Here is a 22,860-nt window from a genome sequence, read left to right on the forward strand (position 1 = left end):
GGGCTTTCGCCGGGATGACGATTGGGGAGAGTCGCGCGCCTACCCCTTCAACGTCACGCTCATCGCGATCCGTTTCTCGCCGCCGGCCGGCACTTCGAACACGCCGGGCTTGTCGCGATACTCGCCGGTATAGCCTTCGGGATCGGCGATGCCGTGCCACGGCTCGACGCAGACATAGGCGGCGCCGGGCTTGGTCCAGATGCCGAGCATCGGCGTGTCGGGGAAGGCGATCTGCAATTGCGGGCCGCTCGCCGCGCCATAAGTGACCGCGTCGGAGCGGACATGGTCCCAGACCAAGGCGTCGTCGGTGAACAGGTCGTCGCGCAGCGCCAGCGTGCGGCCGTCGAGCGGCGACGGGCGGCGCGCCTCGGCGATTGTGCCGTCGGCGGCGATGGTACGCAGCGCGTCGGGTTCGTCGGCGTCGAACAGGATGCGGTGCGCGGCGCGATCCTCGCCATAGGGCAAGGGCCAGGCGAAGGCGGGGTGGAAGCCGAGGCTCGCCGGCAACGGGGTCTCCGCCGGGTTGGCGATCCGCGCCGCGATCGACAGCGTCGCGCCCTCGACGCGGTAGGTGAGTTCGAGGCGGAAGGCGAACGGATAGGAGGCGCGCGTCTCCGCGCTGTCGGTCAGCGCGAAGGTGACGCGATCCTCCGCCGCCTCCACCGTTTCGAACCGCGAGCGGCGGGCAAAGCCGTGCTTCTTCATCGGATAGGCGGTGCCGTCGACGCGGATCGTCTCCTCGAACGGCATGCCGATGACCGGGAAGAGGATCGGCGCATGCCCCGTCCAGAATGCGGGATCGGCATCGGTCATCAACTCGCGCCCGCCGGCGTCGCGCAGATGCGTCAGCTCGGCGCCGAGCGGGTTGATCTGCGCGGTCAGCGCGATCGAGCGGATGGTGACGAGGTCGGTCATGCGCGGCCTTGTGCGTCAGGCGCGGCACGATCGCAACCGCCCGCCGCTCACGGCGCGATCGGGTCGAGCGGCGCCGCATCCGCCGCGGTCGGCGGCACCCAGCCTTCGGCGGCGGAGGCGTCGGTGACCAGCACCGGCGTGCCCTTGCTGGTCACGCCGAACAGGTTCCTGGCGAAGGCGGTCGGCACGCGGATACAGCCGTGCGAGGCGGGGAAGCCGGGGTTCATCCCGGCGTGGATCGCGACACCGTCCCAGGTCAGCCGCTGCATGAACGGCATCGGCGCGCTGTCGTAAAGGTTGCTCTTGTGCACCTGCGACTTCTGCAGGATCGGGAAGGTGCCGAGCGGGGTGTCCTTGCCGTCCTTGCCGGTCGAGACGGTGGACGCGCCGATCAGGATCTCGCCGCGATAGACATAGGCCTTCTGGTCGGGGATCGAGATCACGATGCTGACCGGGCCGAGCGTCGCGTCGTCGTTCCACAGAAACCTGTTGGGGGCGAGCGTGGTCACCTCGGGCGCGAGCGCATCGGCGGCGACGGCCGCGAACGCCGGAGCCGGCGCGATGGCGAGGGTGACGGCGGCGCCCGCCATGATGAGCCAATGCTTCATTTCGTCGTCGTCCTTTCGCTGTCCCCCTTCCGCCCGCTCAACGCGCGACTCCGCGGATCGTGCCGGACCCGATTCGGGACCAATCGAGGGCCGCTCGCGGTCAACCGTGCAACCAGAACGCCGATCGGGGCGCGCGGTGGGCGAAAATTAAGTCCGTTGCTGCTATATGATGATCAGCGGGATTGACCGGGGCTTTTGAAATTTTGATGCACATTGAGCATGATAGCGCACGCGACCGACGGGCTCTGCTGAAGAACGGGCTCGTGCTCGCAGCGACGCTGGCACTGCCCGGCACGCTGTCGGCGACGCCGCGTCGCCTCACCCAGCGCGATCTGCGGCCGATGACCGAGCCGCCGGTGCCGACACCGCGGCCGATGGTGGCGGCGCGGCCGATCACCTCGTCGCGCGTCGTGCGCCCCGATCTGATGCGCCAGGCGCTCGCCGCGCTGAGCCAGCACGGCCGCCGCATTCCGCAGCGCGACCGGATCGCGATCGCCGACATGGCGGCGCCGTCGTCGGAAGCGCGCTTCCATCTCGTCGATCTCGTCTCGGGACGCAGCCAGTCGTTTCTCGTCGCGCACGGCAGCGGTTCGGACCCGGCGCATACCGGGTTCCTCAAGCGCTTCTCGAACGAGCCCAATTCCAACGCCTCGTCGGAAGGCGCGTTCGTCACCGCGGATTATTACGTCGGCAAGCACGGCCGCTCGCAGCGGCTGATGGGGCTGGACGCGACCAACGACAATGCGCTGGCCCGCGCGATCGTGGTCCATTCGGCCTGGTATGCCAACCGGGACATGCTGCGCACGCATGGCATGCTCGGCCGCAGCCAGGGCTGTTTCGCGGTCGGCGAAGGCGATCTGTCGCAGGTGTTCGAGCAGCTCGGACCGGGCCGGATGATCTTCTCGACCAAGGTGTGAGGGTTTAGGCCGGGGCCTTTCCACGAGAGTGCCGTCATCCCGGAACACCGGGGCGGACGAAGCTATTTGGCGATGTCATTTATTCCTCCCCCGCCAGGGGGGGTGGCAGGCCGAAGGCCTGACGGAGGGGGAGGATACGGCGAACCTGACCGTATGCGGCGACGACCCCTCCACCATTCGCTTCGCGAACGGTCCCCCTCCCCCGCTAAAGCGAGGGAGGATTTCGCCTGTTATCCCCGCAGCACCGCGCCCTGTTTCGCCGCTGCCGCGACGACCTTGTCGGCCACCGCCTTCAGCATCTCGTCGGTGAAGCTCTTGTCGCTCGGTTGCAGCGTCACTTCGACCGCGACCGACTTCCTGCCCTCGTCCACGCCCGCGCCGGTGAACACGTCGAATACGCGCGCCGCGACGATCGCCGCCTTGTCGGCACTGCGCACCGCGCGGACGAGCGCGTCGGCGCTGACGTCGGCGGGGACGAGGAAGGCGAAGTCGCGGCGGACCGATTGCAACGCCGGCGGCGCGAACGCGGGACGCATGAAGCCTCCCCCGGTTTTCGACTCGCGCTTCGCCGGCAGTGCGTCGAGATACAATTCGACCGCCGCCACCGCACCGTCGAGGTCGAACGCCTTGAGCAGGCTGGGATGGAGCATGCCGAAGCGCGCCAGCACCGTCTTCGGCCCGAGCCGCAGCGTGCCGCTCTGCCCCGGATGCCAGGCGTCCCCCGCCTCGCCCATCACCTGGAGATTGTCGACCGGCGCCCCTGCCGCGGCGAGCAGCGCCAGCGCCTCCGCCTTGGCGTCATAAGCGTCGAAGCCCGCCGCCTTGCCCTCGCGCCAACCGCGCTCGCGGCGGTTGCCGGCGAGGACGAGGCCGAGCGTCGCATGTTCAGCCTCCGCGAGATAGCGGCGGCCGATCTCGAACAGGCGAACCGCGGTGATGCCGCGCTTGAGGTTGCGCGCGGTCGCCGAGAGCAGGCCGGGAAGCAGCGACGGCCGCATCACTTTGAGGTCTTCGCTGATCGGATTGGCGAGCGTCCACGCGCCGCCGCCGAACGGCGCGGCCTGCGCCTCCGACAGGAAGCTCCACGTCACCGCCTCGTCGAGGCCGCGCGCGGCGGCGGCGCGACGGACGCGGCGTTCGAGCTTCTGCTCGGGCGTGGCGGTCGGCTTGGCGACGCCGGGGATGCGCGGCAGCGGCACCGGCGCGACCTTGTCGATCCCCTCGATGCGGATCACCTCCTCGACGAGGTCGGCGGCGCCGTCGACGTCGCGGCGCCAGGTCGGGACGGTGACCTGCCAGTCGTCCGCGACGCCGAAGCCGAGCGATTCGAGGATCGCGCGCTGGCGGTCGGCGGGCACGGCGAGGCCGCCCAGCGTCTCCGCCTTGGCGGGATCATAGGCATAGACGCGCGGGGCCAGCGGCGGTTCGCCGGCGCGGGTGACGGGCGAGGGCGTGCCGCCGCACAGGTCGAGCACCAGCCGCGTCGCGATGGCGAGGCCGTCGTCGAGGAACGCCGGATCGACGCCACGCTCGAAGCGCTGGCGCGCATCGCTGGTCAGCAGCAATTTCTGGCCGGTGCGCGCGATATGGTCGGGATCGAAATAGGCGCATTCGATCAGCACGTCGGTCGTCGCGGCGGTGACGCCCGAATGCTCACCGCCCATGATGCCGGCGATGTCGTGGACTTGGCATTCGTCGGCGATGACGGTCATCGTCGCGTCGAGCGTATAGGTCTTGCCGTTGAGCGCGACGACCTGTTCGCCGTCCTGCGCCTTGCGTGCCACCAGTCCGCCGGAGAGCTTGGCGCGGTCGTAGACGTGGAGCGGGCGGCCGAGGTCGATCGACACGTAATTGGTGATGTCGACCAAGGCGCTGATCGGCTTCTGCCCGATCGCGGTGAGGCGACGGCGCAGCCAGTCGGGCGATTCGCCGTTGGTCACGCCGCTGACGTTCTGCGCATAGAAGGCGGGGCAGCCGTCCCGATCGTCGGTGCGGACGTCGGGCGCCTCGCCCTCGCCCGCCACCGCTTCGATGGCGAGCGGCTTGAGCGTCCCCAGCCCCGCCGCGGCGAGATCGCGGGCGATGCCGCGCACGCCCATGCAATCCTGCCGATTGGGCGTGACGCTGATGTCGATCACCGCGTCGTTGAGCCCGGCATAATCCGGATACGGCGTGCCGACCGGCGCGTCGGCGGGCAGTTCGATGATCCCGTCATGATCCTCGCCGAGTTCGAGCTCGCGCGTCGAGCACATCATGCCGTTCGATTCGACGCCGCGGATCGCCGCGACCTTGAGCGTCACGTCGAGCCCGGGAACATAGGCGCCCGGCGCGCCGAACACGCCGACCAGCCCGGCGCGCGCATTGGGCGCGCCGCAGACGACCTGCAACGGACCGTCTCCGGCGTCGACCGACAGCACCTGCAATTTGTCCGCCTGCGGATGGCGTTCGGCGCTTAGCACCTTCGCCACGCGGAACGCCTTCAACGCGTCGCCGGGATTGTGGACGCCTTCCACCTCCAGCCCGATGCGGGTCAGCGTATCGACGATCGTGTCGAGGCCGGCGTCGGTGTCGAGATGCTCGCGGAGCCAGGACAAAGTGAATTTCATGTCTATTCCAAACCTTCGTCATCCCGGCGACCGCCGGGATCCATGGATGCAAGCGGTTCGTGACGTCCGCCTGCATCCGCCATCATGCGCATCCGATCGCAGGCGGGGTCACGCGCCCGCGCCGACCCCGCCCGACAACGTCGGGACGTCGAGCGCCGAAAAGCCGTAATGTTTCAGCCAGCGGATATCGCCGTCGAAGAACGGCCGCAGGTCGTCCATGCCGTATTTGAGCATCGCCAGCCGGTCGATGCCGCAGCCGAAGGCGAAGCCCTGCCACTCCTCGGGATCGAGCCCGCACGCGGCGATCACCTTCGGGTGGACCATGCCGGAGCCGAGCACCTCCATCCAGCCGCCGCCCCCCTTGCTGCCGGGATGGCCACCGATGACGCGCTTGCCCTTCTCGATCGTATAGCCGACGTCGACCTCCGCCGAGGGTTCGGTGAAGGGGAAATAGCTGGGGCGCAGGCGCAGGACGATATCGTCGCGCTCGAAGAACGCCTTGAGGAAGGTCTCCAGCGTCCATTTGAGATGGCCGAGCGTGATCCCCTTGTCGATCACCAGCCCCTCGACCTGGTGGAACATCGGCGTGTGCGTCGCGTCGCTGTCCGACCGATAGGTGCGGCCGGGCGCGATGATGCGGATCGGCGGCTTCTGTTGCAGCATCGTGCGGATCTGCACCGGCGAGGTATGCGTGCGCAGCAGCATCCGCGCAGCGCGGCCCGCGCCGGCGGCAAAGCCGCCGTCGTCGGACGGCGGGCTTTGCCCGCCGCCGGCCGTGCTCGGTTCCTCGCAGTAAAAAGTGTCGTGCATCGCGCGTGCGGGATGCGTCTCGGGAATGTTGAGCGCGGTGAAATTGTGCCAGTCGTCCTCGATCTCGGGACCGGTGGCGACCGCGAAGCCGAGGTCGGCGAAGATCTCGGCGAGTTCGTCCATAACCTGGCTGACCGGATGGACGGTACCGGCGAGCGGCGCCTCGGCGGGCAGCGTCATATCGAGCGTCTCGCCGGCGAGCCGTGCGTCGAGCGCGGCGCGGTCGAGCGCGGCCTTGCGGGTGGCGATCGCCTCGGCGACGGCTTCGCGCAGGCCGTTGATCCGCGGCCCCTCCGACTGGCGTTGCTCGGGGCTCATCTTGCCGAGCGTCTTGAGCAGTTGCGAGACGCTGCCCTGCTTGCCGAGCGCCTCGACGCGCAGCGCTTCGAGCGCGTCGGCGCTCGCCGCGGCAGGAATCGCGGTCAGCAGATGGTCGCGCAGGGTATCGAGGTCTTCGGTCACGTATCGCTCTCTTTCACAGGCGCCGACGTCAGCCGGGGCAGCCCCAAACCGACGCCGAGGTCGGCCCAATCTTCGTTCCGCGCTTCGATCAGGGCGATCTTCCACGCACGCCGCCAGTCCTTCAACCGCTTCTCACGGACGATGGCGGCCTCCATCGTGTCGTGCATCTCGTACCAGACGAGCAGACGGACGCCGTATGCCTTGGTGAAGCCCGGGATCAACCCCTCGCGATGCTGGACGATGCGGACGAGCAGGTTCGAGGTGACGCCGATGTAGAGCGTACCATGGCGACGGCTGGCGAGCATATACACGCAAGGCTGTAAGACGTCGCGCATGATGACCTCCTTCCGCGCCGTCGGTCGTGCCGGCGGGGTCCGGGACGGAGGGTCGCGGTGCGGCGAGCATACGACGGGATGGTGACGCTTTCGCTACCGATCGGGTCGACGCCTCCCCTCGTTCGTCATTCCGGCGAAAGCCGGAACCCATGGATACGGCGTGGCCGGTGGTGCGTGCTGCCAGCCGCCGCCCGTGTCCATGGGTCCCGGCATTCGCCGGGATGACGAAGGTGGGTTGGGGAGCAGGAACGCCCGGACACGAAAAAGGGCGCCGGTGGTGTCCCACCGGCGCCCCGATCCGTCTGCAGTCCCGACCGCTTACGCGGCCTGGGGCAAAGCGGCCTTCGCCTGGGCGATGATCGCGCTGAATGCGGCGCTCTCGTGCATCGCGATGTCAGCCAGGACCTTGCGGTCGAGCTGGACGCCGGCGAGCTTGAGGCCGTGCATGAACTGCGAATAGGTCAGACCCTCGGCGCGGACGCCGGCGTTGATGCGCTGGATCCACAGGCCGCGGAAGGTCCGCTTTTTGACCTTGCGGTCGCGATAGGCGTACTGCCCGGCCTTTTCGACGGCCTGACGGGCGATACGAATGGTGTTCTTGCGGCGGCCGTAATAGCCCTTGGCCTGCTCAAGAATCCTCTTGTGCTTGGCGCGGGTGGTTACACCACGTTTGACGCGTGCCATGTCCTGATGTCCTTACTTGAGGCCGTACGGCGCCCAGGCCTTCACCGTCGCGGTGTCGGCCTTCGACAGCACCTTGGTGCCGCGGTTCTGGCGAATGTACTTGCTGTTGTGGCTGATCAGGCGGTGGCGCTTGCCGGCGACGCCGTGCTTCAGCAGGCCGCTGGCGGTCAGCTTGAAGCGCTTCTTGACGCCACTTTTGGTCTTGAGCTTGGGCATTTTGGTCCTTTCGCTGTGAGCATGGCATGAACCGCCGCGGCAGCCCTTGATGGCCGGGCAGTCCTGTAGCGCCTCGCTCGGGAAGCGGGCCACCTAGCGGACCCGGCGAGGAAACGCAACCGATGCGGAACCGGAACGAGCGCTGGCGCGATTCAGCCGGCGATGGATACGCCGCCCCCCGCCCCGGAACCGGCTGCCGCGCCGCCGCCCACCCCCGTCGTGCGCCGGCAGCAGCGCCGGCGAATAGGACGAATCCTGCGCAACGCGGCGCTGGTCGTGATCGGCCTGATCGTCGCGATCTGGCTGGTGCTCTATATCACCAAGGGCCGTTTCCTGCGCCATCCGTTCGAGCGGTTCGTCGGCGGCCAGACGCACCGGCCGGTGACGGTGGCGGGCGACTTCCAGCTCTATTTCGCGCCGTTCCGCATCAAGTTCGTCGCCGAGAAGATGACGATCGCCAACCCGGACTGGGCGACGCGCCCCTATCTGTTCCAGGCGGCGCGGATCGACACGCGGATCGCGCCGCTGTCGCTGCTGTGGGGCAAGCGGCGGCTCTACTGGCTCGATCTCACCGACGGCGCGGTCGATCTGGAGTGGAACGCGGCGCATACCGCCAACACCTGGACGTTCAGCGACAAGAAGGGCGGCAAGCCGCTCGACTTCCCGCGGATCGACACCGCGGCGGTGCGCGGCACGAACGTGCGCTATCGCGATCCGCGCATGCAATTGCTCGCCGACCTCAAGGTCGACGACATCCGCTCGACCGACGCGCGGATCGGCAAGGCGGTCGGCGTCGCCGGTGACGGCACGATCCGCGGCACGCCGTTCCGCGTCGCCGCGCGGCTGCTCGCGCCCGATGCGACGGTCAACCGCGGCAAGAACGAATTGGTGATGCGCGCCTGGGCGGCGCATAACGTCCTCGACGTGTCCGGCACGTTGCCGTCGATCGCGGCGATCGAGGGCGTGCCGTTGCAGACGCGCGCACGCGGGCGCAATCTGTCCGAGCTGCTCGGCATCATCGGCGTCGTCATCCCCACCACCCGCACCTACCGGCTGAAGGCGCAATTGGTGCAGCAGGGGCAGGTCTATAATTTCACCCGGATGAGCGGCATCGTCGGCGCGAGCGATGTCGCGGGCACGCTGAAGATCACCAACGGCGAACGGCTGCATCTCGATTCGCAGCTCACCACCAAGACGCTCGACATCATCGATGCCGCGCCGTTCATCGGCTACAATCCCGATATCGTCGCGACCAAGGGCGCGCTCGCCGCCGCCGCCGCGACCGGCGCGGCGCCGCAGCGCATCCTGCCCGAGGCGAAGCTGCCGATCGAGACGATGCAGCGTTTCGACGCCGATCTGAAGTGGAAGATCGGGCGGGTGCGCTCGCGCAACCTGCCGATCAGCGACATCGACATGACGCTCGATCTGGAGCGCGGCCGGCTGGCACTGTCGCCGCTGACGATGGCGATGGCGCGCGGCAACGTCGCCTCGGACGTGGTGTTCGACACGCGGCAGCGGCCGGCGCTCGACACCTACGACATCCGCCTGTCGCCGACGCCAATGGGGCGGCTGCTCGCCGGCTATGGCGTCGCCGAGGCGGGGACGACGGGGACGATCAAGGGCCGCATCCGGCTGGAGGGGCGCGGCGATTCGATCCACGAATCGCTCAGCACGGCGCATGGCCGCATCGCCTTCGTCATGCCGCACGGCCAATTGTGGACGCGCAACGTCCAGCTCGCCGAGCTCGACCTCGGCACGTTCGTGCAGAAGATGTTCGAGGACAAGCTCAAGAAGCCGGTCGAGGTGAATTGCGGGCTGATCGGCTTCACCGTGCGCGGCGGCGTCGCGGCGGCGGACCCGATCCTGATCGACACCACCAAGAACGTCATCGTCGGGCGCGGCGGGTTCAGCTTCAAGACCGAGGCGGTCGACCTCGCCTTCCGGGCCGACGGCAAGAAGTTCAGCCTGTTCTCGGGCCAGTCGCCGGTCGGGGTCGGCGGCTATTTCGCCGCGCCGAAGCTCAATGTTATCAGCGACCAGTTGCTGGGACGCGCGGGGGCGGGATTAGGGCTCGCGCTGGTCGCGACGCCGCTGGCGGGGGTGCTGGCGTTCGTCGACGTCGGCGACGCCAAGTCGGCGGCGTGCGGGCCGGTATTGTCCGGCGCGACGGCGGCGGCGCAGCGGACCACCAAGGGCCAGCCACGCGACGACGTCGGCCACGGCACGACCGCGAAGGACGAGGACGGCAAGAAGACGAGCGGCGAGAAGAAGAGCCAGCGGAAGAAGTTCCTGGGGATTTTCTGATGGCGGGAGGTGGCGCGCCCTGCCCCTTCGTCATCCCGGCGAACGTGGGAGGGCGTCAGACCCCCTCAATGCCCGTGGTCGTCCCCTGCGGTCGCGCGGATCGCTTCCAGCACGTCGTCGGTGCGCGCCGGGTCGCCGATCGCCAGCACGTGGCCGGCGCTCGCCGAGGTCAGCGGGTCGCCGTTCCAGTCGCACATGCGGCCGCCGGCACCCTCGACCACCGGCACCAAAGCGGCGAAATCGTACAATTGCAGCCCGGATTCGACGACGATGTCGAGCTGCCCGCTCGCCAGCAGGCCGTAATTGTAGCAGTCGCCGCCATAGACCGGCCCCTGCCGCGTGTGCCCGCCCGAGGCGGCGGCGACGAGCGCCATGTAATGCGGCACGTCGCCCTCGGCGAACAGGTGCGGGCTGGTCGTCGCCAGCACCGCGCCCTCCAGTTGCGGACACAGCCGCGTGCGCGTCGGCTGGCCGTTGAACGTCGTCGGCCGGCCGGCGACACCGAGCCAGCGCTCGCGCTGCACCGGCTGGTCGATGATGCCGAGCACCGGCCAGCCATCCTCGACCAAGGCGATCAGCGTGCCGAAGATCGCGCGCCCCACGGTGAAGCTGCGCGTACCGTCGATCGGGTCGAGCACCCATTGCCGACCGGTGACGCCGGGCTTCTCGCCATATTCCTCGCCGATCACGCCGTCGCCGGGCGCCTCGGCATCGAGCAATTTGCGCATCGCCGCCTCCGCCTCGCGATCGGCGCGGGTGACGGGGGAGTGATCGTCCTTGAATTCGACGCCGTGTTCGGCCCGGAAATAGGGGCGGATCGCGGCGCCGGCGGCGTCGGCGAGGCGGCTGGCGAGCTGGATGTCGGCGGCGGTGATCGGCATGGCCCAGCCCTATCGCGCCGCCCCGCGCCGCGCTAGGGTGCACGAAAGTCGAGAGGATATCCCATGCGCCTGTTTCCCGCCGCCATCGCCGCCGTCGCCCTGATCGCCACCCCCGCGCTCGCCGGCCTGCCGGTCGGTGCCAAGGCGCCGACCTTCTCCACCCGCGGCGCGGTCGCCGGTCAGGTGGTCGGGGTCGATCTCGCGCAGCAGCTCAAGAAGGGGCCGGTGGTGCTGTATTTCTTCCCGGCGGCGTTCACCGGCGGCTGCAATGCCGAGGCGCATGCCTTCGCCGAGGCGATCCCCGACTTCCAGAAGGCCGGCGCGACGGTGATCGGCATGTCGGCCGACGACGTGCCGACGCTGCAGCGCTTCTCGGCGGAGAAATGCGCGGGCAAGTTCGCGGTCGCCAGCGCCGGCCCGAACGTCATCAAGGGCTATGACGTCGCGCTCAACGGCGGCGGGCGCGCGCTGACCAAGCGGACCAGCTATGTCATCGCGTCCGACGGCCGCGTCGCCTTCGTCCACGACGACATGAACCCCGCCCAGCATGTCGCGCTGACCCTCGCCGCGGTGCGCAAGCTGCGCCATTCCTGATCCTTTCGAAACCCTCCGCTAATCAATAGTGCTTATAAGTGCTTGGGAACGAAGGGTGGGGCATGCGCGGGATTGCAGCGAGGAAGGATGGAAAAGTCGATCTGTTCGGACAGATCGGCGACTTCCTTGCGGATCACGGCCTGTCGCCGGAGCCGGCGCATTACAGCTTCGCCTATGACGTCATCGCCGATCCGCATGGCGCCATCGCCGAGGCGGTGCGCCGGCTGACCGACGGCGGCATCCGGCTCAGCCGCTCCGACATCGAGGCGCTCGGCGGGACGGTGAGCGCCGGTGGCGGAGTCGCCGAATCGCCCGAGCGGCGCCATGGCGAACCCGACGCCCGCGACGACGATGCCGCCAATCTGGTGGCGAAGACGCAGGCGCAGGTCGACGGCTTCGCGACGATGATGCGCGAGATGCAGGACGAGACGCGCGGCTTCGGTCGCGACCTGGCGCAGAGCGCGGAAGCGATGCGCCACCATACGCCCGCCGTCCCCTCCGCGGCGGGGCTCGACGAGATCGCGCGGATCACCGGCGCGATGCTCACCCGCATTCGCGAGGCGGAGACGCGGCTGGCCAAGGCGACCGACGAGGCCGAGGCGTTGCGCGCCAAGCTGGCCGAGGCGAACGACACCGCGCGGCGCGATCCGCTCACCGGCCTGCCCAACCGCCGCGCCTTCGACGAGGCGTTCGCGGTGCGGCGCGAAAGCGACGGCCCCTTCTGCCTGGCGGTATGCGACATCGACCGGTTCAAGCGGATCAACGACGTCCACGGCCATCCGATCGGCGACCGCGTGCTCAGCGCGGTGGCGCGCACGCTCGCCGATGCCTGTGGCGATCATCTCGTCGTACGGCATGGCGGCGAGGAATTCGCGGTGCTGCTGCACGGCGTCGCGCTGGCGGATGCGGCGGCGCAGCTCGACGAGGTGCGCGATGCGATCTCGATCAAGCGTTTCCGTCTGCGCGAGAGCGACCGGCCGCTGGGGCAGGTGACGGTGTCGATCGGCGTGACCGCGGTCCACACCGGCGAAACGCTCACCGATGCCTTCGATCGCGCCGACCGTTTGCTCTACACCGCCAAGGCCGAAGGCCGCGACCGGGTATGCGCCGCCTGATCTTGGCGTGATTTGCAGCCTGGGCTGGCGGGAATTCCCAACCTCGTCGCGAGACACATTGGTTTTCCGCAGAATCCAGCCATTTTTCGGTTCTGGCACGGTGCCTGCAAAGTCCCCGGCATCGGCGGCGAACAGGTCGCCCCGATCAGCAAAAGGGACCAACGCCATGTTTCTCCGCCTCGAACTCGCCCAGCGCGCCGCTTTCTCGGTCGTCGCCGCCCTCGCCTTCGCCGCCGTCGCGATCAGCGCCGCGGTGCCGGTCACGCCGATCGCATGATGGCTCAGGCGGGCGCGGCGGCCCCGACCGGGCCGACCGCCGCCGCCTCGCCGCGGCCATAGGTCGCGGTCAATATCCCGGCGGCGAGCACATGCCCCGCCATCGCCTCGACGATCGCCGTACGCCCCGGCGTTTCGCCCGGCGCGCCGACATCCGGCCCGAGCGCGAACAACTGGAAGACGTAGCGATGCGTGCCATGACCGGTCGGCGGATCGGGCGGCAGCCAGCCCTCGCGCAGATAGCTGTTGCGCCCGACGTCGCGATCGGGCGAGCCGGCACCATCGCCGACGATCGCCCCCTCTTCGAGCCGGCCGGCATCGGCGGCGATCCCCCATACCACCGCATGCACCAAAGGCTGCGGCGCGGGCGCGTCGGCATCCTCGACCAGCAGCGCGAACAGCGCGGTGCCCTCCGGCGCGGCGCCCCAGGTGAGCGGCGGCGACACGCCCTCGCCATCCGCGGTGAACCGGTCGGGCAAGCGCGCGCCATCGGCGAACGCCGGGCTGCTGAGGTCGATCGCCGGGAAGGCCGAACCCAGTTCGGGCCGGGCGATCGCCAGCTTGTCGGCACCGGCGCGCACGCCGCTCAGGGCCTGGCCGAGCCAGGCGGGAACATGTTCGAGCATCGCTTACTCCTGCGGACAATCGCCGGGGCGGGATTTCGGCGGGCTGCCGGCGGCATACCAACGGCTGGTCGCCCCCATCGTCTCGCCGTCGTGGTAACAGGCTTCACCGCGGGTCCCGTCGGGGGCGACGAGGAAGGTCCAGTCCTTGCCGTCGCAATTATGCGCTTCGCAGCCGTGTGCGGCGATGCGGCCGTCCTTCGTCTGGAAGATCGGCACGCTGACCGCATCGTGCGCGGTGAAGCGATGGCGCAACGCGTCGTCGCCGACCGCATCGATCAGCGCGCGCGACACCTCGGTCCGGTCGTAGAAGCCGACCCCGGCGACCGCGTCGCCCGGGTATTTGCCGACATAAGCCGTGATCGGATTGCTGTGCTCCTGCCCCGGCAGCGGCTTGGGCGGCAGCGTCGGCGGCGGCACGAAGCGCGCCGCTTGATTGTCCGCACCATCGGACTTTTGGCCGCTGCCGCAGGCGGCGAGCAGCAAGAGCGGAGCAAGGCAGAGAGCGCGCATTGTCGTGGAACGCGGCAAGCGCCCCGGCGGTTGCCTGCGACATGACGCAAGATCTCGACCGTTTCCTCTCCGCCCAGGCGCTCGTCCACGATCAGGCGCTCGCCGAGCTACGCCGCGGCCGCAAGACCAGCCACTGGATGTGGTTCATCTTCCCGCAGATCGCCGGTCTGGGGCGCAGCGAGACCGCGCGCTTCTACGCGATAAGCGACGCAGCGGAGGCGCGTGCCTATCTCGCGCATCCGCTGCTCGGCCCGCGGCTGATCGAGGCGACGCGGACGGCGACCGCCGCACCGGGCACCGCGATCGCGATCTTCGGCGAGATCGACGCGCTCAAGCTGCGCTCGTCGCTGACGCTGTTCGCGGCGGTGGCGGACGATCCTGCGCCGTTCGAGGCGGCGCTGACGCGCTTCTACGGCGGCGAGCGCGATGCGGCGACGCTGGACTTGCTGGAGCGGCACGACGGTTCGTGACGGGTGCGGTTTGCCGCACGCGCGATCAGAACAATCTGCCGCCGTTCGGCACCGCGAGGCTCGGGCCGATCAACCCCACCTTGCCGTCCGCATCGGGGAAGCCGAGCGTCAGCACCTCGGACATGAACGGGCCGATCTGGCGCGGCGGGAAGTTGATCACCGCCGCCACCTGCCGCCCGACCAGCGCCTCGGGCGTATAATGATCGGTGATCTGCGCCGAGGATGTCTTCACCCCGATCGCATCGCCGAAATCAATGCGCAACTTGATCGCCGGCTTGCGCGCCTCCGGAAAGGGTTCGGCGGCGACGATCGTGCCGACGCGGATGTCGACCCGCTCGAAATCGGCGAAGGCGATCGGTTCAGAAGTCGACATTGTCATAATGCGCCGGTGGCCCGATCATCTCCATCCGCTCCGAGAGCAACGGCCGGAAGCTCGGCCGGCTCTTGAAGCCGCGATACCAGCGCGCGGTCTGGTCGTGCCCCTTCCAGTCGATGCCGCCGAGATAATCGGCGACCGAAATCTGCGCCGCCGCGGCGAGATCGGCGAGGCTCAGCGTCGCGCCGCCCAGCCAGTTGCGGTGATCGAGCAGGTAATCGGTGTAATCGAGGTGGCTGACCGCCGCCTTCATCGCCTCGCGCAGCCCTTTGGCATCGGGCGCGGCGCGATGGGCGAGCCGCTTGACGACACGCTCGTGCAGCAGCGGCCCGGTGACGTCGCGATAGAAATGCGTGTCGAACCAGCTCACCAGCCGGCGGATCTCGGCGCGATTGGCGGCGGTGCCGTTGATCGTCGCCGCCTTGTCGACCGTCTCCTCGAAATATTCGCAGATCGCCATCGAATCGATCAGCGGCGCACCGGGACGCGACGCATCGACCATCACCGGCGTCTCGCCGGCGGGGTTCATGTCCATGAACTCGTCGCGCCGGTCCCACGGCGATTCGCGCACCAGCTCATAGCCGATGCCCTTCTCGCCGAGCAGCAGGCGCACCTTGCGGCTGAACGGACAAAGCGGGAATTGGTAAAGCTGCCACATGCGGCCACCTGTAGGGCATCGGCGGGGGCGAGGTGAAGCCGTTGTCTTCTGTCCGCCCGTCTATAAATTGAGGACGAACTCCAAGAGAGACTGGCGATGGACGTTCATATTCAGCATCACGCGCATGAACAGGCGATCCGCGAGCTGGCTGCAAACCGAGGCTTATCGTTCAGCGACGCTATCGGCGTGGCCGTTTGCAACGAGCTTGAGCGGGACCGCGAAACGGAACGCAGGACCGAGTATTTGGCGCGCGTGCGGGAAGCACAGGCGATCTTCGCAGCCGCCCCCATTCTTGATCCGCGCACCCCGGACGAGATCATCGGCTTCGACGAACATGGTCTGCCGACATGATCGCGCTGGACACGTCGGCGATCGTCGCGGTGTTGCAGAACGAACCCGATGCGGATCGCATCGCCGATCGCCTGTCGGCGGCCACGCATCTGTTGATCGGAAGGCCAACGGAGTTCGAACTGCATCTGGTAACGGCGGGCAAAATCGGCGCGGCGTCTGCCCGCGCCGCAACGGAACGACTTCTCGCCGACGTCGAGCGGATTAGCTTCGATGGCATCCATCTTGCGGCTGCCCAGGCCGCCTTCGACCGCTACGGCAAGGGACGCCATCCGGCATCGCTCAACTATGGCGACTGCATGGCCTATGCCGTCGCGCACGTCGCCGGCTGCCCCTTGCTCTACAAAGGCGAGGATTTCGCGCGGACCGATATCCGGTCCGCGCTCTGATCCGTCACTCCGCCGCGACCAGCTCCACCGAATCGTCCAGCGGATAGGTCTGCCGCGACAGCATTTCCTTCGGCACCACCTGCCAGAAGTCGCCGGCGATCCGCTCCCAGTCGGCGAGCAGGCCCTTCGACCATTTGCTGTCGGTGGCCTGCGCGTGGCGCGCGACGAGGCCGTGCAGCACGCCCTCCCAATGCGCCGAGGCGAGTCGCTGCCAGACGATATTCTCCGGGTTAGCACGCTGGGCGAACTCGCCGTCGGGATCGTAGACGAAGGCCATGCCGCCGGTCATCCCAGCGCCGAAATTCTGGCCGACGCGGCCGAGCAGCACCGCGACGCCGCCGGTCATATATTCGCAGCCATTGGCGCCGCAGCCCTCGACCACCACGGTCGCGCCCGAATTGCGCACCGCGAACCGCTCGCCCGCCTGCCCCGCGGCGAGCAACGTCCCCGAGGTCGCGCCATAGAGCACCGTGTTGCCGAGGATCGTATTGTCCTGGCTCGCCAACGGTGAGGACACCGCGGGGCGCAGCACGATGATGCCGCCCGACAGGCCCTTGCCGACATAATCGTTGGCGTCGCCGAACACCTCCAGCGTGATGCCCTTGCACAGGAACGCGCCGAGGCTCTGCCCGGCGCTCCCGCGCAGCCGGACGGTGACGTGGCCGTCGGCGAGCTTGCTCATCCCGAAGCGGCGGGTGACCTCGCTCGACAGCCGCGTGCCGACCGCGCGATGCGTGTTGCGCACCGAATAGGTGAGCTGCATCTTCTCGCCGCGGCTGAACACCGCCGCGGCATCCTTGATGATCTGCGCATCGAGACTGTCGGGCACCTCGTTGCGGAAGGTCGACAGCGAGAAGCGGCGCTCGGCGTCGGTCGCATCGACCTTGGCGAGGATCGGGTTGAGGTCGAGGTCGTCGAGATGCTCGGCGCCGCGGCTGACCTGACGCAGGAATTCGGTGCGGCCGATCACCTCGTCGAGGCTCCTGACGCCCAGCCGCGCGAGGATGTCACGCACCTCCTCGGCGATGAAGGTCATCAGGTTGATGACCTTCTCGGGCGTGCCGACGAACTTGTCGCGCAACGCCTGATCCTGCGTGCAGACGCCGACCGGGCAGGTGTTGCTATGGCACTGGCGCACCATGATGCAGCCCATCGCGACGAGGCTCAACGTGCCGATGCCATATTCCTCGGCGCCGAGGATGGCGGCGATGACGATGTCGCGCCCGGTCTTGAGCCCGCCGTCGGTACGCAGCCGCACCCGGCCGCGCAGGCCGTTGAGGGTGAGCACCTGATTGACCTCGCTGAGGCCCATCTCCCACGGCGTGCCGGCATATTTGACGCTGGTCTGGGGCGAGGCGCCGGTGCCGCCGACATGGCCGGCGATCAGGATGACGTCTGCATGCGCCTTGGCGACGCCGGCGGCAACGGTGCCGATCCCCGACGAGCTGACCAACTTGACGCAGACGCGCGCGCGCGGGTTGATCTGCTTGAGATCGTAGATGAGCTGCGCGAGATCCTCGATCGAATAGATGTCGTGATGCGGCGGCGGGCTGATCAGCGTCACGCCCGGCGTCGCATGGCGCAGCTTGGCGATGAACTCGGTTACCTTGAAACCGGGCAACTGACCGCCCTCGCCGGGCTTGGCGCCCTGCGCGACCTTGATCTCGATCTCCTCGCAGGCGTTGAGATATTCCGCGGTGACGCCGAACCGGCCGCTGGCGATCTGCTTGATCGTCGAATTGGCGTTGTCGCCATTCTCATAGGGCTTGAAGCGCTTGGTATCCTCGCCGCCCTCGCCGGACACCGCCTTGGCGCCGATGCGGTTCATCGCGATCGCCAGCGTCTCGTGCGCCTCGGGGCTGAGCGCGCCGAGCGACATGCCCGGGGTGACGAAGCGCTTGCGGATCTCGGTGATCGCCTCGACCTGATCGACCGGCACGCCTTCGCTCGGGAAGTTGAACTGGAGCAGGTCGCGCAGATAGACCGGCGGCAGATCGGCGACGCCGCGGCTGAATTGCAGATAGCTGGTATAGCTGTCGGTCGACACCGCGGTCTGCAACAGGTGCATGAGCTGCGCCGAATAAGCATGCGTCTCGCCGGTGTGGCGCTGGCGATAGAAGCCGCCGATCGGCAGCTTCGCCACGCCTTCGTCCCACGCCAGTTCGTGCCGCACCAGCGCGCTGTGGTGCAGCGAATTATAGCCTTCGCCCGAGATCTTGGCGGGCATGCCGGGGAACAGGTCGTTGACGAGGCTGCGGCTCAACCCGACCGCCTCGAAATTATAGCCGCCGCGATAGGAGGAGATCACCGCGATCCCCATCTTGCTCATGATCTTGAGCAGACCTTCCTCGATCGCATGGCGATGCCGCTTGAGGCATTCGTCCAGGCTGAGATCGCCGAACAGGCCGCGCGCCTGCCGGTCGACGATCGCCGCCTCGGCCAGATAGGCGTTCACCGTCGTCGCGCCGACACCGATCAGCACCGCATAATAATGCGTGTCCAGACATTCCGCCGAACGGACGTTGATCGACGCATAGGAGCGCAGCCCCCGGCGGACGAGGTGCGTGTGCACCGCCGCCGCCGCCAGCACGCCGGCGATCGCGATCCGGTCTTCGGAGACGTGCTCGTCGGTCAGGAACAGCTCGCTCTTGCCCTGCCGCACCGCCTGTTCCGCCTCGTTGCGGATGCGCTGGATCGCCGCGCGCAATTTCTCCGGACCGCCCTCGGCGTCGAAGGTGCAGTCGATCTCGGTCGCGGTGCGTGCGAAATGCGCCTTGAGCCGCGCCCAATGCTGGCCGGTGAGCACCGGCGAATCGAGCACCAGCACGCGATCGCGCTGATCCTCGGTGTCGAGGATGTTGGCGAGATTGCCGAAGCGGGTGCGCAGCGACATGACGTAGCGCTCGCGCAGCGGATCGATCGGCGGGTTGGTGACCTGGCTGAAATTCTGGCGGAAGAACTGGCTGATGAGCCGCGGCTTGTCGCTGATGACGGCGAGCGGGGTGTCGTCGCCCATCGAGCCGATCGCCTCCTTGGCGGTCTCGACCATCGGCGACAGGATCAGCTCCATATCCTCGAGCGTCTGGCCGGCGGCGACCTGGCGGCGCGCGAGCGCGGGGCGATCGTAGCGGACCACCGCCTCGGCGACCTCGGGCAGATCGTCGAGCGTATGGAATTCGCCGATCATCGCGGCATAGTCATGCTCGCCGCTGATCCGGTCCTTGACCTCGAGATCGTCGAGCACGCGGCCCTCGTCGAGATCGACCGCGATCATCTGCCCCGGCCCGAGCCGGCCCTTGGCGACGACGGTCGATTCGGGAAGGACGACCATGCCGGTCTCCGACCCGACGACCAGCAGGCCATCGGAGGTCCGCGTATAACGCAGCGGCCGCAACGCGTTGCGGTCGACGCCCGCCACCGCCCAGCGCCCGTCGGTCATCGCCAGCGCGGCGGGGCCGTCCCACGGCTCCATCACCGAGGCGAGGTAATTGTACATCGCGGCATGATTGGCCGGCGTGTCCGCCCCCGTCGCCTCGGGCACCAGCATCAGCTTGGCGGTCGGCGCATCCCGGCCGGAGCGGCAGATCGCCTCGAACACCGCGTCGAGCGCGGCGGTGTCGGACGCACCCGCCGGGATCACCGGCTTGATGTCTTCCGAATTGTCGCCGAACGCGAGGCTCGCCATCCGGATCTCGTGGCTGAGCATCCAGTTCTTGTTGCCGCGGATCGTGTTGATCTCGCCATTGTGCGCGAGGCAGCGGAACGGCTGCGCCAACCACCATTGCGGGAAGGTGTTGGTCGAATAACGCTGGTGGAAGATCGCGACGCGCGATTCGAAGCGCTGGTCCTGCAGGTCGGGATAGAAGACCGACAGGCTCTCGGCGAGGAACAATCCCTTGTAGACGATCGAGCGGCACGACAGCGAGCAGACGTAGAAGCCCTGGATCTGCGCGGCGATGATGCGCTTTTCGATGCGGCGGCGGACGAGATACAGGTTCTTCTCGAACTCGGCGGCGCTGACCTCGTCGGGCAGCGGGCCGGCGATCATGATCTGCTCGATCTCGGGCCGCGTCGTCTGCGCTTTCAGGCCGATCACCGACACGTCGACCGGCACCTGCCGCCAGCCGTAGATCGTATAGCCCGCCTCGATGATCGCGCTTTCGACGATCGTGCGGCAATTCTCCTGCGCGCCGAGATCGGTGCGCGGCAGGAAGATCATGCCGACCGCGAGCCGGTTGGGCAGCACCTTGTGCCCGCTCGCGACGACCGCATCGTCGAAGAAGCGGTGCGGCAGGTCGATATGGATGCCGGCGCCGTCGCCGGTCTTGCCATCGGCATCGACCGCGCCGCGGTGCCACACCGCTTTGAGCGCATCGACCGCCGACTGGACGACGCGCCGCGATGCGCGCCCGTCGGTGGCGGCGACGAGGCCGACACCGCAGGCATCGCCCTCGCTGTCGGGGCGGTACATGCCGTGTTCGGCGAGGTAGGCGCGCTGGTCGTTCTTCATCGGATCATGGGCGTCGGTCATGTCGGCAGGCCCTTCTGCTCGGCATAGGCGCCGAGATTATCGGTGATGGTGTGCAGCAGGGGCATCGCCGCCCAGCTTTCGTTGAGCCGCAGCACCTGTTCTTGCTCTTCGATCGGATATTCGTGGACGAGGCGGTTGCGCAGACGCACCGCCACCATCCAGGATTCGGAATCAGGCACGAGCGCATGCTTCTCCAGCCAATCGCCGATATCCCGATGCGTCATCGATCCGGCATCCACGCCCGTCCAGCCGGCAATCGCACGCACCGCGCGGGCGATCAAATCCTGAAGCTGTTCGAACCGTTTCAGGAATGCGGTCGCCGCCGTACGTTGCATCAGGTTCAGCGCGGCGAGATCCTCACCGTCGAACGGCATCACGCCAGCCAGCAACGGCATCAGTTCCTCTGCACCCGCAGCAACCTTGCGACAGCGGGCAAGTGTGCGACCGATAAAGACCTCGGTGTCCGTCATGGCAGCGGCACCGCATGTTGCGCGACCATCGCGGCGAACGGCGGCAACGGCTGACCCTGTTTGGTCAACACCACATCGACTTTGCGCTCGTCGATCCGCCGGAACAGGTTGGAGAGAAACCGCGATTCATAGGCGATTCCGATCCGGTCCGCCGGCGCCTCGATCAGCAGGTCGATATCGCCGCCACGCTTGGTATCGTCCACCCGGCTGCCGAACAGGCGCACGACGGCGGACGCGCCGAACGCTTCGGCGGCGGCCGCCTTGATCGCCTGCACCTCGTCCGCGGTGAGTCTCACGCCGCTTGCCTTCCCGCCTTTGCCTTCGCCTTCAGCCATTTGTGCATCGTCGCCGCGACGTCGCGGCCGTCGCGGATCGCCCAGACCACCAGCGACGCCCCGCGGACGATGTCACCCGCCGCGAACACGCCGTCGAGGCTGGTCATCAGCGTCTTGCCGTCGACCAGCACCGTTCCCCAGCGGCTGACGCCGAGTTCGGGCGCGCCGAACAGCGTCGGCAGATCCTCGGCGTCGAAGCCCAGGGCCTTGATCACCAGATCCGCCTGCAGGGTGAAATCGCCGCTCGGATCGGCTTCCGGCGCACGCCGGCCGCTCGCATCGGGAGCGCCCAAGCGCATCTTGCGCACCCGGACCGTGCCGTCGCTGTCGAACGCCGCGGGGGCGGAGAGCCAGACGAATTCGGCGCCCTCCTCCTCGGCATTGGTCACCTCGCGCTGGCTGCCCGGCATGTTCTTGCGATCGCGGCGGTAGAGGCATTTCACCGATGCCGCGCCCTGGCGGATCGCGGTGCGCACGCAGTCCATCGCGGTGTCGCCGCCGCCGATCACCACGACGTGCTTGCCCGCCGCGTCGAGCCCGCCCTGGTCGAACGCCGGCACCGCATCGCCGAAGCCCTTGCGGTTCGACGCGATCAGATAGTCGAGCGCGGCCACCACGCGGCCGTCGTCGCCGCCGGCGACATCGAGTGCGCGCGCCTTGTAGACACCGGTGGCGATCAGCACCGCATCATGCTCGCGGCGGAGATCGTCGAGGCTCGCCTGTTCGCCGACGCCGAAGCCTTCGTGGAAGACGATGCCGCCCGCCTTCAGCCGGTCGACGCGGCGCATGACGACGGGCTTCTCGAGCTTGAAGCCGGGGATGCCATAGGTCAGCAAGCCGCCGGCGCGATCGTGCCGGTCGTAGACGTGAACCTCATAACCATGGCCACGCAGATATTCCGCCGCGGTCAATCCGGCCGGACCGGCCCCGATCACCGCCACCGACTGGCCGCGCGCGGGGCCGGGCACCAGCGGTTCGACCCAGCCCTCTTCCCAGGCGGTATCGGTGATGAACTTCTCGACCGATCCGATCGTCACCGCGCCATGGCCGGTGAATTCGATCACGCAATTACCCTCGCACAACCGGTCCTGCGGGCAGATGCGGCCACAGATCTCGGGCATGGTCGAAGTGCTGTTCGACAGTTCGTACGCCTCGTGCAGCCGCCCCTCGGCGGTCAGCCGCAGCCAGTCTGGGATATGGTTGTGCAGCGGGCAATGCACCGAACAATAAGGCACGCCGCATTGCGAGCAGCGCCCGGCCTGATCCTCCGCCGTCGGCGCGGCATAGCGCGCGGCGATCTCGGCAAAGTCCTCGGCGCGCGTTTCCGCATCGCGCTTGGCGGGATAGGCCTGCGCGCGGTCGACGAACTTGAGCATGGAATCGTGCGGCATGGGGCCTCCTTCAGCCTCAGCTACGAAGGAAAG

At 68.2% G+C, this 22,860-nt stretch carries 23 protein-coding genes; 7 read left to right on the plus strand and 16 right to left on the minus strand.

From position 1 onward, the window contains the following. Positions 1-39 precede the first annotated feature (39 nt). The gene (locus tag SFC76_RS16955; protein WP_322850587.1) at positions 40-915 is read right to left on the minus strand and encodes an aldose 1-epimerase family protein; all 876 of its coding nucleotides are present in this window, start codon (positions 913-915) and stop codon (positions 40-42) included. Between the two features lie 47 nt (positions 916-962). Continuing rightward, positions 963-1,523 (minus strand): L,D-transpeptidase family protein, encoded by a 561-nt coding sequence (locus SFC76_RS16960; protein WP_322850588.1) that lies wholly within the window; start codon positions 1,521-1,523, stop codon positions 963-965. 206 nt (positions 1,524-1,729) lie between these two features. Here SFC76_RS16960 and SFC76_RS16965 point away from each other — a divergent pair, with 206 nt between their 5' ends. After that, entirely contained in the window at positions 1,730-2,440 is a 711-nt protein-coding gene (locus SFC76_RS16965) for a murein L,D-transpeptidase catalytic domain family protein (protein WP_322850589.1), read from the plus strand. Between the two features lie 230 nt (positions 2,441-2,670). Here SFC76_RS16965 and pheT read toward each other — a convergent pair whose 3' ends face one another. The 5 genes from pheT to rpmI form a co-directional block, all read right to left on the minus strand. Next, positions 2,671-5,046 carry a phenylalanine--tRNA ligase subunit beta gene (pheT, locus tag SFC76_RS16970; RefSeq protein WP_322850590.1) on the minus strand — a complete coding sequence of 792 codons (2,376 nt, stop codon included), beginning with the start codon at positions 5,044-5,046 and terminating at the stop codon, positions 2,671-2,673. 108 nt (positions 5,047-5,154) lie between these two features. Next, positions 5,155-6,318, minus strand: a complete 1,164-nt coding sequence (gene pheS / locus SFC76_RS16975) for a phenylalanine--tRNA ligase subunit alpha (RefSeq protein ID WP_322850591.1) — start codon at positions 6,316-6,318, stop codon at positions 5,155-5,157. Further along, on the minus strand, positions 6,315-6,653 hold the full coding sequence (locus SFC76_RS16980; protein WP_322850592.1) for a GIY-YIG nuclease family protein: 339 nt from the start codon (positions 6,651-6,653) through the stop codon (positions 6,315-6,317). The genes pheS and SFC76_RS16980 overlap by 4 nt, the downstream gene beginning before the upstream one ends. A 318-nt stretch (positions 6,654-6,971) precedes the next feature. Further along, a complete protein-coding gene (gene rplT / locus SFC76_RS16985; protein ID WP_038665948.1) occupies positions 6,972-7,337 on the minus strand; it encodes a 50S ribosomal protein L20 in 366 nt (121 codons plus the stop codon). 12 nt (positions 7,338-7,349) lie between these two features. Continuing rightward, positions 7,350-7,553: a 50S ribosomal protein L35 gene (gene rpmI, locus SFC76_RS16990; RefSeq protein ID WP_017977259.1), complete on the minus strand. Its 204-nt coding sequence runs from the start codon at positions 7,551-7,553 to the stop codon at positions 7,350-7,352. A gap of 162 nt (positions 7,554-7,715) precedes the next feature. On the opposite strand from rpmI, the gene SFC76_RS16995 reads away from it, so the two are divergent. Further along, on the plus strand, positions 7,716-9,857 hold the full coding sequence (locus SFC76_RS16995; RefSeq protein WP_322850593.1) for an AsmA family protein: 2,142 nt from the start codon (positions 7,716-7,718) through the stop codon (positions 9,855-9,857). A 65-nt stretch (positions 9,858-9,922) separates the two neighbouring features. Here the strand turns inward: SFC76_RS16995 and SFC76_RS17000 are convergent, their stop codons facing one another. Continuing rightward, positions 9,923-10,738 (minus strand): inositol monophosphatase family protein, encoded by an 816-nt coding sequence (locus SFC76_RS17000; RefSeq protein ID WP_322850594.1) that lies wholly within the window; start codon positions 10,736-10,738, stop codon positions 9,923-9,925. Between the two features lie 63 nt (positions 10,739-10,801). Between SFC76_RS17000 and SFC76_RS17005 the strand changes: the two genes are divergently transcribed. Together SFC76_RS17005 and SFC76_RS17010 are read left to right on the plus strand one after the other, a co-directional pair. Further along, complete coding sequence (locus SFC76_RS17005; protein ID WP_322850595.1) at positions 10,802-11,332, plus strand: peroxiredoxin; 531 nt, start codon at positions 10,802-10,804, stop codon at positions 11,330-11,332. A gap of 62 nt (positions 11,333-11,394) precedes the next feature. After that, positions 11,395-12,447, plus strand: coding sequence for a GGDEF domain-containing protein (locus SFC76_RS17010; protein WP_322850596.1), 1,053 nt, complete (start codon positions 11,395-11,397; stop codon positions 12,445-12,447). Positions 12,448-12,728: 281 nt separating this feature from the next. Here SFC76_RS17010 and SFC76_RS17015 read toward each other — a convergent pair whose 3' ends face one another. Both SFC76_RS17015 and SFC76_RS17020 read right to left on the minus strand, forming a co-directional pair. Next, positions 12,729-13,349: a YbhB/YbcL family Raf kinase inhibitor-like protein gene (locus SFC76_RS17015; protein ID WP_322850597.1), complete on the minus strand. Its 621-nt coding sequence runs from the start codon at positions 13,347-13,349 to the stop codon at positions 12,729-12,731. 3 nt (positions 13,350-13,352) lie between these two features. Then, positions 13,353-13,859, minus strand: a complete 507-nt coding sequence (locus tag SFC76_RS17020) for a hypothetical protein (RefSeq protein ID WP_322850598.1) — start codon at positions 13,857-13,859, stop codon at positions 13,353-13,355. 41 nt (positions 13,860-13,900) lie between these two features. Between SFC76_RS17020 and SFC76_RS17025 the strand changes: the two genes are divergently transcribed. Further along, positions 13,901-14,329, plus strand: a complete 429-nt coding sequence (locus SFC76_RS17025; RefSeq protein ID WP_322850599.1) for a DUF1810 domain-containing protein — start codon at positions 13,901-13,903, stop codon at positions 14,327-14,329. A gap of 25 nt (positions 14,330-14,354) precedes the next feature. Here SFC76_RS17025 and SFC76_RS17030 read toward each other — a convergent pair whose 3' ends face one another. Continuing rightward, a complete protein-coding gene (locus tag SFC76_RS17030; RefSeq protein ID WP_322850600.1) occupies positions 14,355-14,702 on the minus strand; it encodes a tRNA-binding protein in 348 nt (115 codons plus the stop codon). Beyond that, positions 14,689-15,363 (minus strand): glutathione S-transferase family protein, encoded by a 675-nt coding sequence (locus tag SFC76_RS17035; RefSeq protein ID WP_038665920.1) that lies wholly within the window; start codon positions 15,361-15,363, stop codon positions 14,689-14,691. The genes SFC76_RS17030 and SFC76_RS17035 overlap by 14 nt, the downstream gene beginning before the upstream one ends. 96 nt (positions 15,364-15,459) lie before the next feature. Here SFC76_RS17035 and SFC76_RS17040 point away from each other — a divergent pair, with 96 nt between their 5' ends. Both SFC76_RS17040 and SFC76_RS17045 read left to right on the plus strand, forming a co-directional pair. Further along, positions 15,460-15,714, plus strand: a complete 255-nt coding sequence (locus SFC76_RS17040) for a type II toxin-antitoxin system VapB family antitoxin (RefSeq protein WP_322850601.1) — start codon at positions 15,460-15,462, stop codon at positions 15,712-15,714. Next, on the plus strand, positions 15,711-16,100 hold the full coding sequence (locus SFC76_RS17045) for a type II toxin-antitoxin system VapC family toxin (RefSeq protein WP_322850602.1): 390 nt from the start codon (positions 15,711-15,713) through the stop codon (positions 16,098-16,100). The genes SFC76_RS17040 and SFC76_RS17045 overlap by 4 nt, the downstream gene beginning before the upstream one ends. 4 nt (positions 16,101-16,104) lie before the next feature. Here the strand turns inward: SFC76_RS17045 and gltB are convergent, their stop codons facing one another. From gltB to SFC76_RS17065, 4 genes are read right to left on the minus strand one after another with little or no spacing between them, the layout of a single operon-like run. Next, a complete protein-coding gene (gltB, locus tag SFC76_RS17050; RefSeq protein WP_322850603.1) occupies positions 16,105-20,631 on the minus strand; it encodes a glutamate synthase large subunit in 4,527 nt (1,508 codons plus the stop codon). Next, complete coding sequence (locus SFC76_RS17055; RefSeq protein ID WP_322850604.1) at positions 20,628-21,101, minus strand: hypothetical protein; 474 nt, start codon at positions 21,099-21,101, stop codon at positions 20,628-20,630. The genes gltB and SFC76_RS17055 overlap by 4 nt, the downstream gene beginning before the upstream one ends. Continuing rightward, positions 21,098-21,397, minus strand: coding sequence for a nucleotidyltransferase domain-containing protein (locus SFC76_RS17060; RefSeq protein WP_322850605.1), 300 nt, complete (start codon positions 21,395-21,397; stop codon positions 21,098-21,100). The genes SFC76_RS17055 and SFC76_RS17060 overlap by 4 nt, the downstream gene beginning before the upstream one ends. Further along, entirely contained in the window at positions 21,394-22,827 is a 1,434-nt protein-coding gene (locus tag SFC76_RS17065) for an NAD(P)-dependent oxidoreductase (protein WP_322850606.1), read from the minus strand. The genes SFC76_RS17060 and SFC76_RS17065 overlap by 4 nt, the downstream gene beginning before the upstream one ends. Positions 22,828-22,860 lie beyond the last annotated feature (33 nt).

This window comes from Sphingomonas sp. CD22 (assembly GCF_034556155.1).
GTDB lineage: Bacteria > Pseudomonadota > Alphaproteobacteria > Sphingomonadales > Sphingomonadaceae > Sphingomonas.

What these genes read in the sequence shown, in the direction of transcription:
- SFC76_RS17010 (WP_322850596.1), top strand. Translation starts at nt 11,395, where the DNA reads ATGCGCGGGATTGCAGCGAGGAAGGATGGAAAAGTCGATCTGTTCGGA.
- rpmI (WP_017977259.1), bottom strand. Translation starts at nt 7,553, where the DNA reads ATGCCCAAGCTCAAGACCAAAAGTGGCGTCAAGAAGCGCTTCAAGCTG.
- SFC76_RS17035 (WP_038665920.1), bottom strand. Translation starts at nt 15,363, where the DNA reads ATGTGGCAGCTTTACCAATTCCCGCTTTGTCCGTTCAGCCGCAAGGTG.
- SFC76_RS17025 (WP_322850599.1), top strand. Translation starts at nt 13,901, where the DNA reads ATGACGCAAGATCTCGACCGTTTCCTCTCCGCCCAGGCGCTCGTCCAC.
- SFC76_RS17005 (WP_322850595.1), top strand. Translation starts at nt 10,802, where the DNA reads ATGCGCCTGTTTCCCGCCGCCATCGCCGCCGTCGCCCTGATCGCCACC.
- SFC76_RS17055 (WP_322850604.1), bottom strand. Translation starts at nt 21,101, where the DNA reads ATGACGGACACCGAGGTCTTTATCGGTCGCACACTTGCCCGCTGTCGC.
- SFC76_RS17020 (WP_322850598.1), bottom strand. Translation starts at nt 13,859, where the DNA reads ATGCGCGCTCTCTGCCTTGCTCCGCTCTTGCTGCTCGCCGCCTGCGGC.
- SFC76_RS17065 (WP_322850606.1), bottom strand. Translation starts at nt 22,827, where the DNA reads ATGCCGCACGATTCCATGCTCAAGTTCGTCGACCGCGCGCAGGCCTAT.
- SFC76_RS17040 (WP_322850601.1), top strand. Translation starts at nt 15,460, where the DNA reads ATGGACGTTCATATTCAGCATCACGCGCATGAACAGGCGATCCGCGAG.
- SFC76_RS16995 (WP_322850593.1), top strand. Translation starts at nt 7,716, where the DNA reads ATGGATACGCCGCCCCCCGCCCCGGAACCGGCTGCCGCGCCGCCGCCC.
- SFC76_RS17000 (WP_322850594.1), bottom strand. Translation starts at nt 10,738, where the DNA reads ATGCCGATCACCGCCGCCGACATCCAGCTCGCCAGCCGCCTCGCCGAC.
- gltB (WP_322850603.1), bottom strand. Translation starts at nt 20,631, where the DNA reads ATGACCGACGCCCATGATCCGATGAAGAACGACCAGCGCGCCTACCTC.
- SFC76_RS17015 (WP_322850597.1), bottom strand. Translation starts at nt 13,349, where the DNA reads ATGCTCGAACATGTTCCCGCCTGGCTCGGCCAGGCCCTGAGCGGCGTG.
- SFC76_RS16960 (WP_322850588.1), bottom strand. Translation starts at nt 1,523, where the DNA reads ATGAAGCATTGGCTCATCATGGCGGGCGCCGCCGTCACCCTCGCCATC.
- SFC76_RS16955 (WP_322850587.1), bottom strand. Translation starts at nt 915, where the DNA reads ATGACCGACCTCGTCACCATCCGCTCGATCGCGCTGACCGCGCAGATC.
- SFC76_RS16980 (WP_322850592.1), bottom strand. Translation starts at nt 6,653, where the DNA reads ATGCGCGACGTCTTACAGCCTTGCGTGTATATGCTCGCCAGCCGTCGC.
- SFC76_RS16965 (WP_322850589.1), top strand. Translation starts at nt 1,730, where the DNA reads ATGCACATTGAGCATGATAGCGCACGCGACCGACGGGCTCTGCTGAAG.
- SFC76_RS17030 (WP_322850600.1), bottom strand. Translation starts at nt 14,702, where the DNA reads ATGTCGACTTCTGAACCGATCGCCTTCGCCGATTTCGAGCGGGTCGAC.
- pheT (WP_322850590.1), bottom strand. Translation starts at nt 5,046, where the DNA reads ATGAAATTCACTTTGTCCTGGCTCCGCGAGCATCTCGACACCGACGCC.
- SFC76_RS17045 (WP_322850602.1), top strand. Translation starts at nt 15,711, where the DNA reads ATGATCGCGCTGGACACGTCGGCGATCGTCGCGGTGTTGCAGAACGAA.
- rplT (WP_038665948.1), bottom strand. Translation starts at nt 7,337, where the DNA reads ATGGCACGCGTCAAACGTGGTGTAACCACCCGCGCCAAGCACAAGAGG.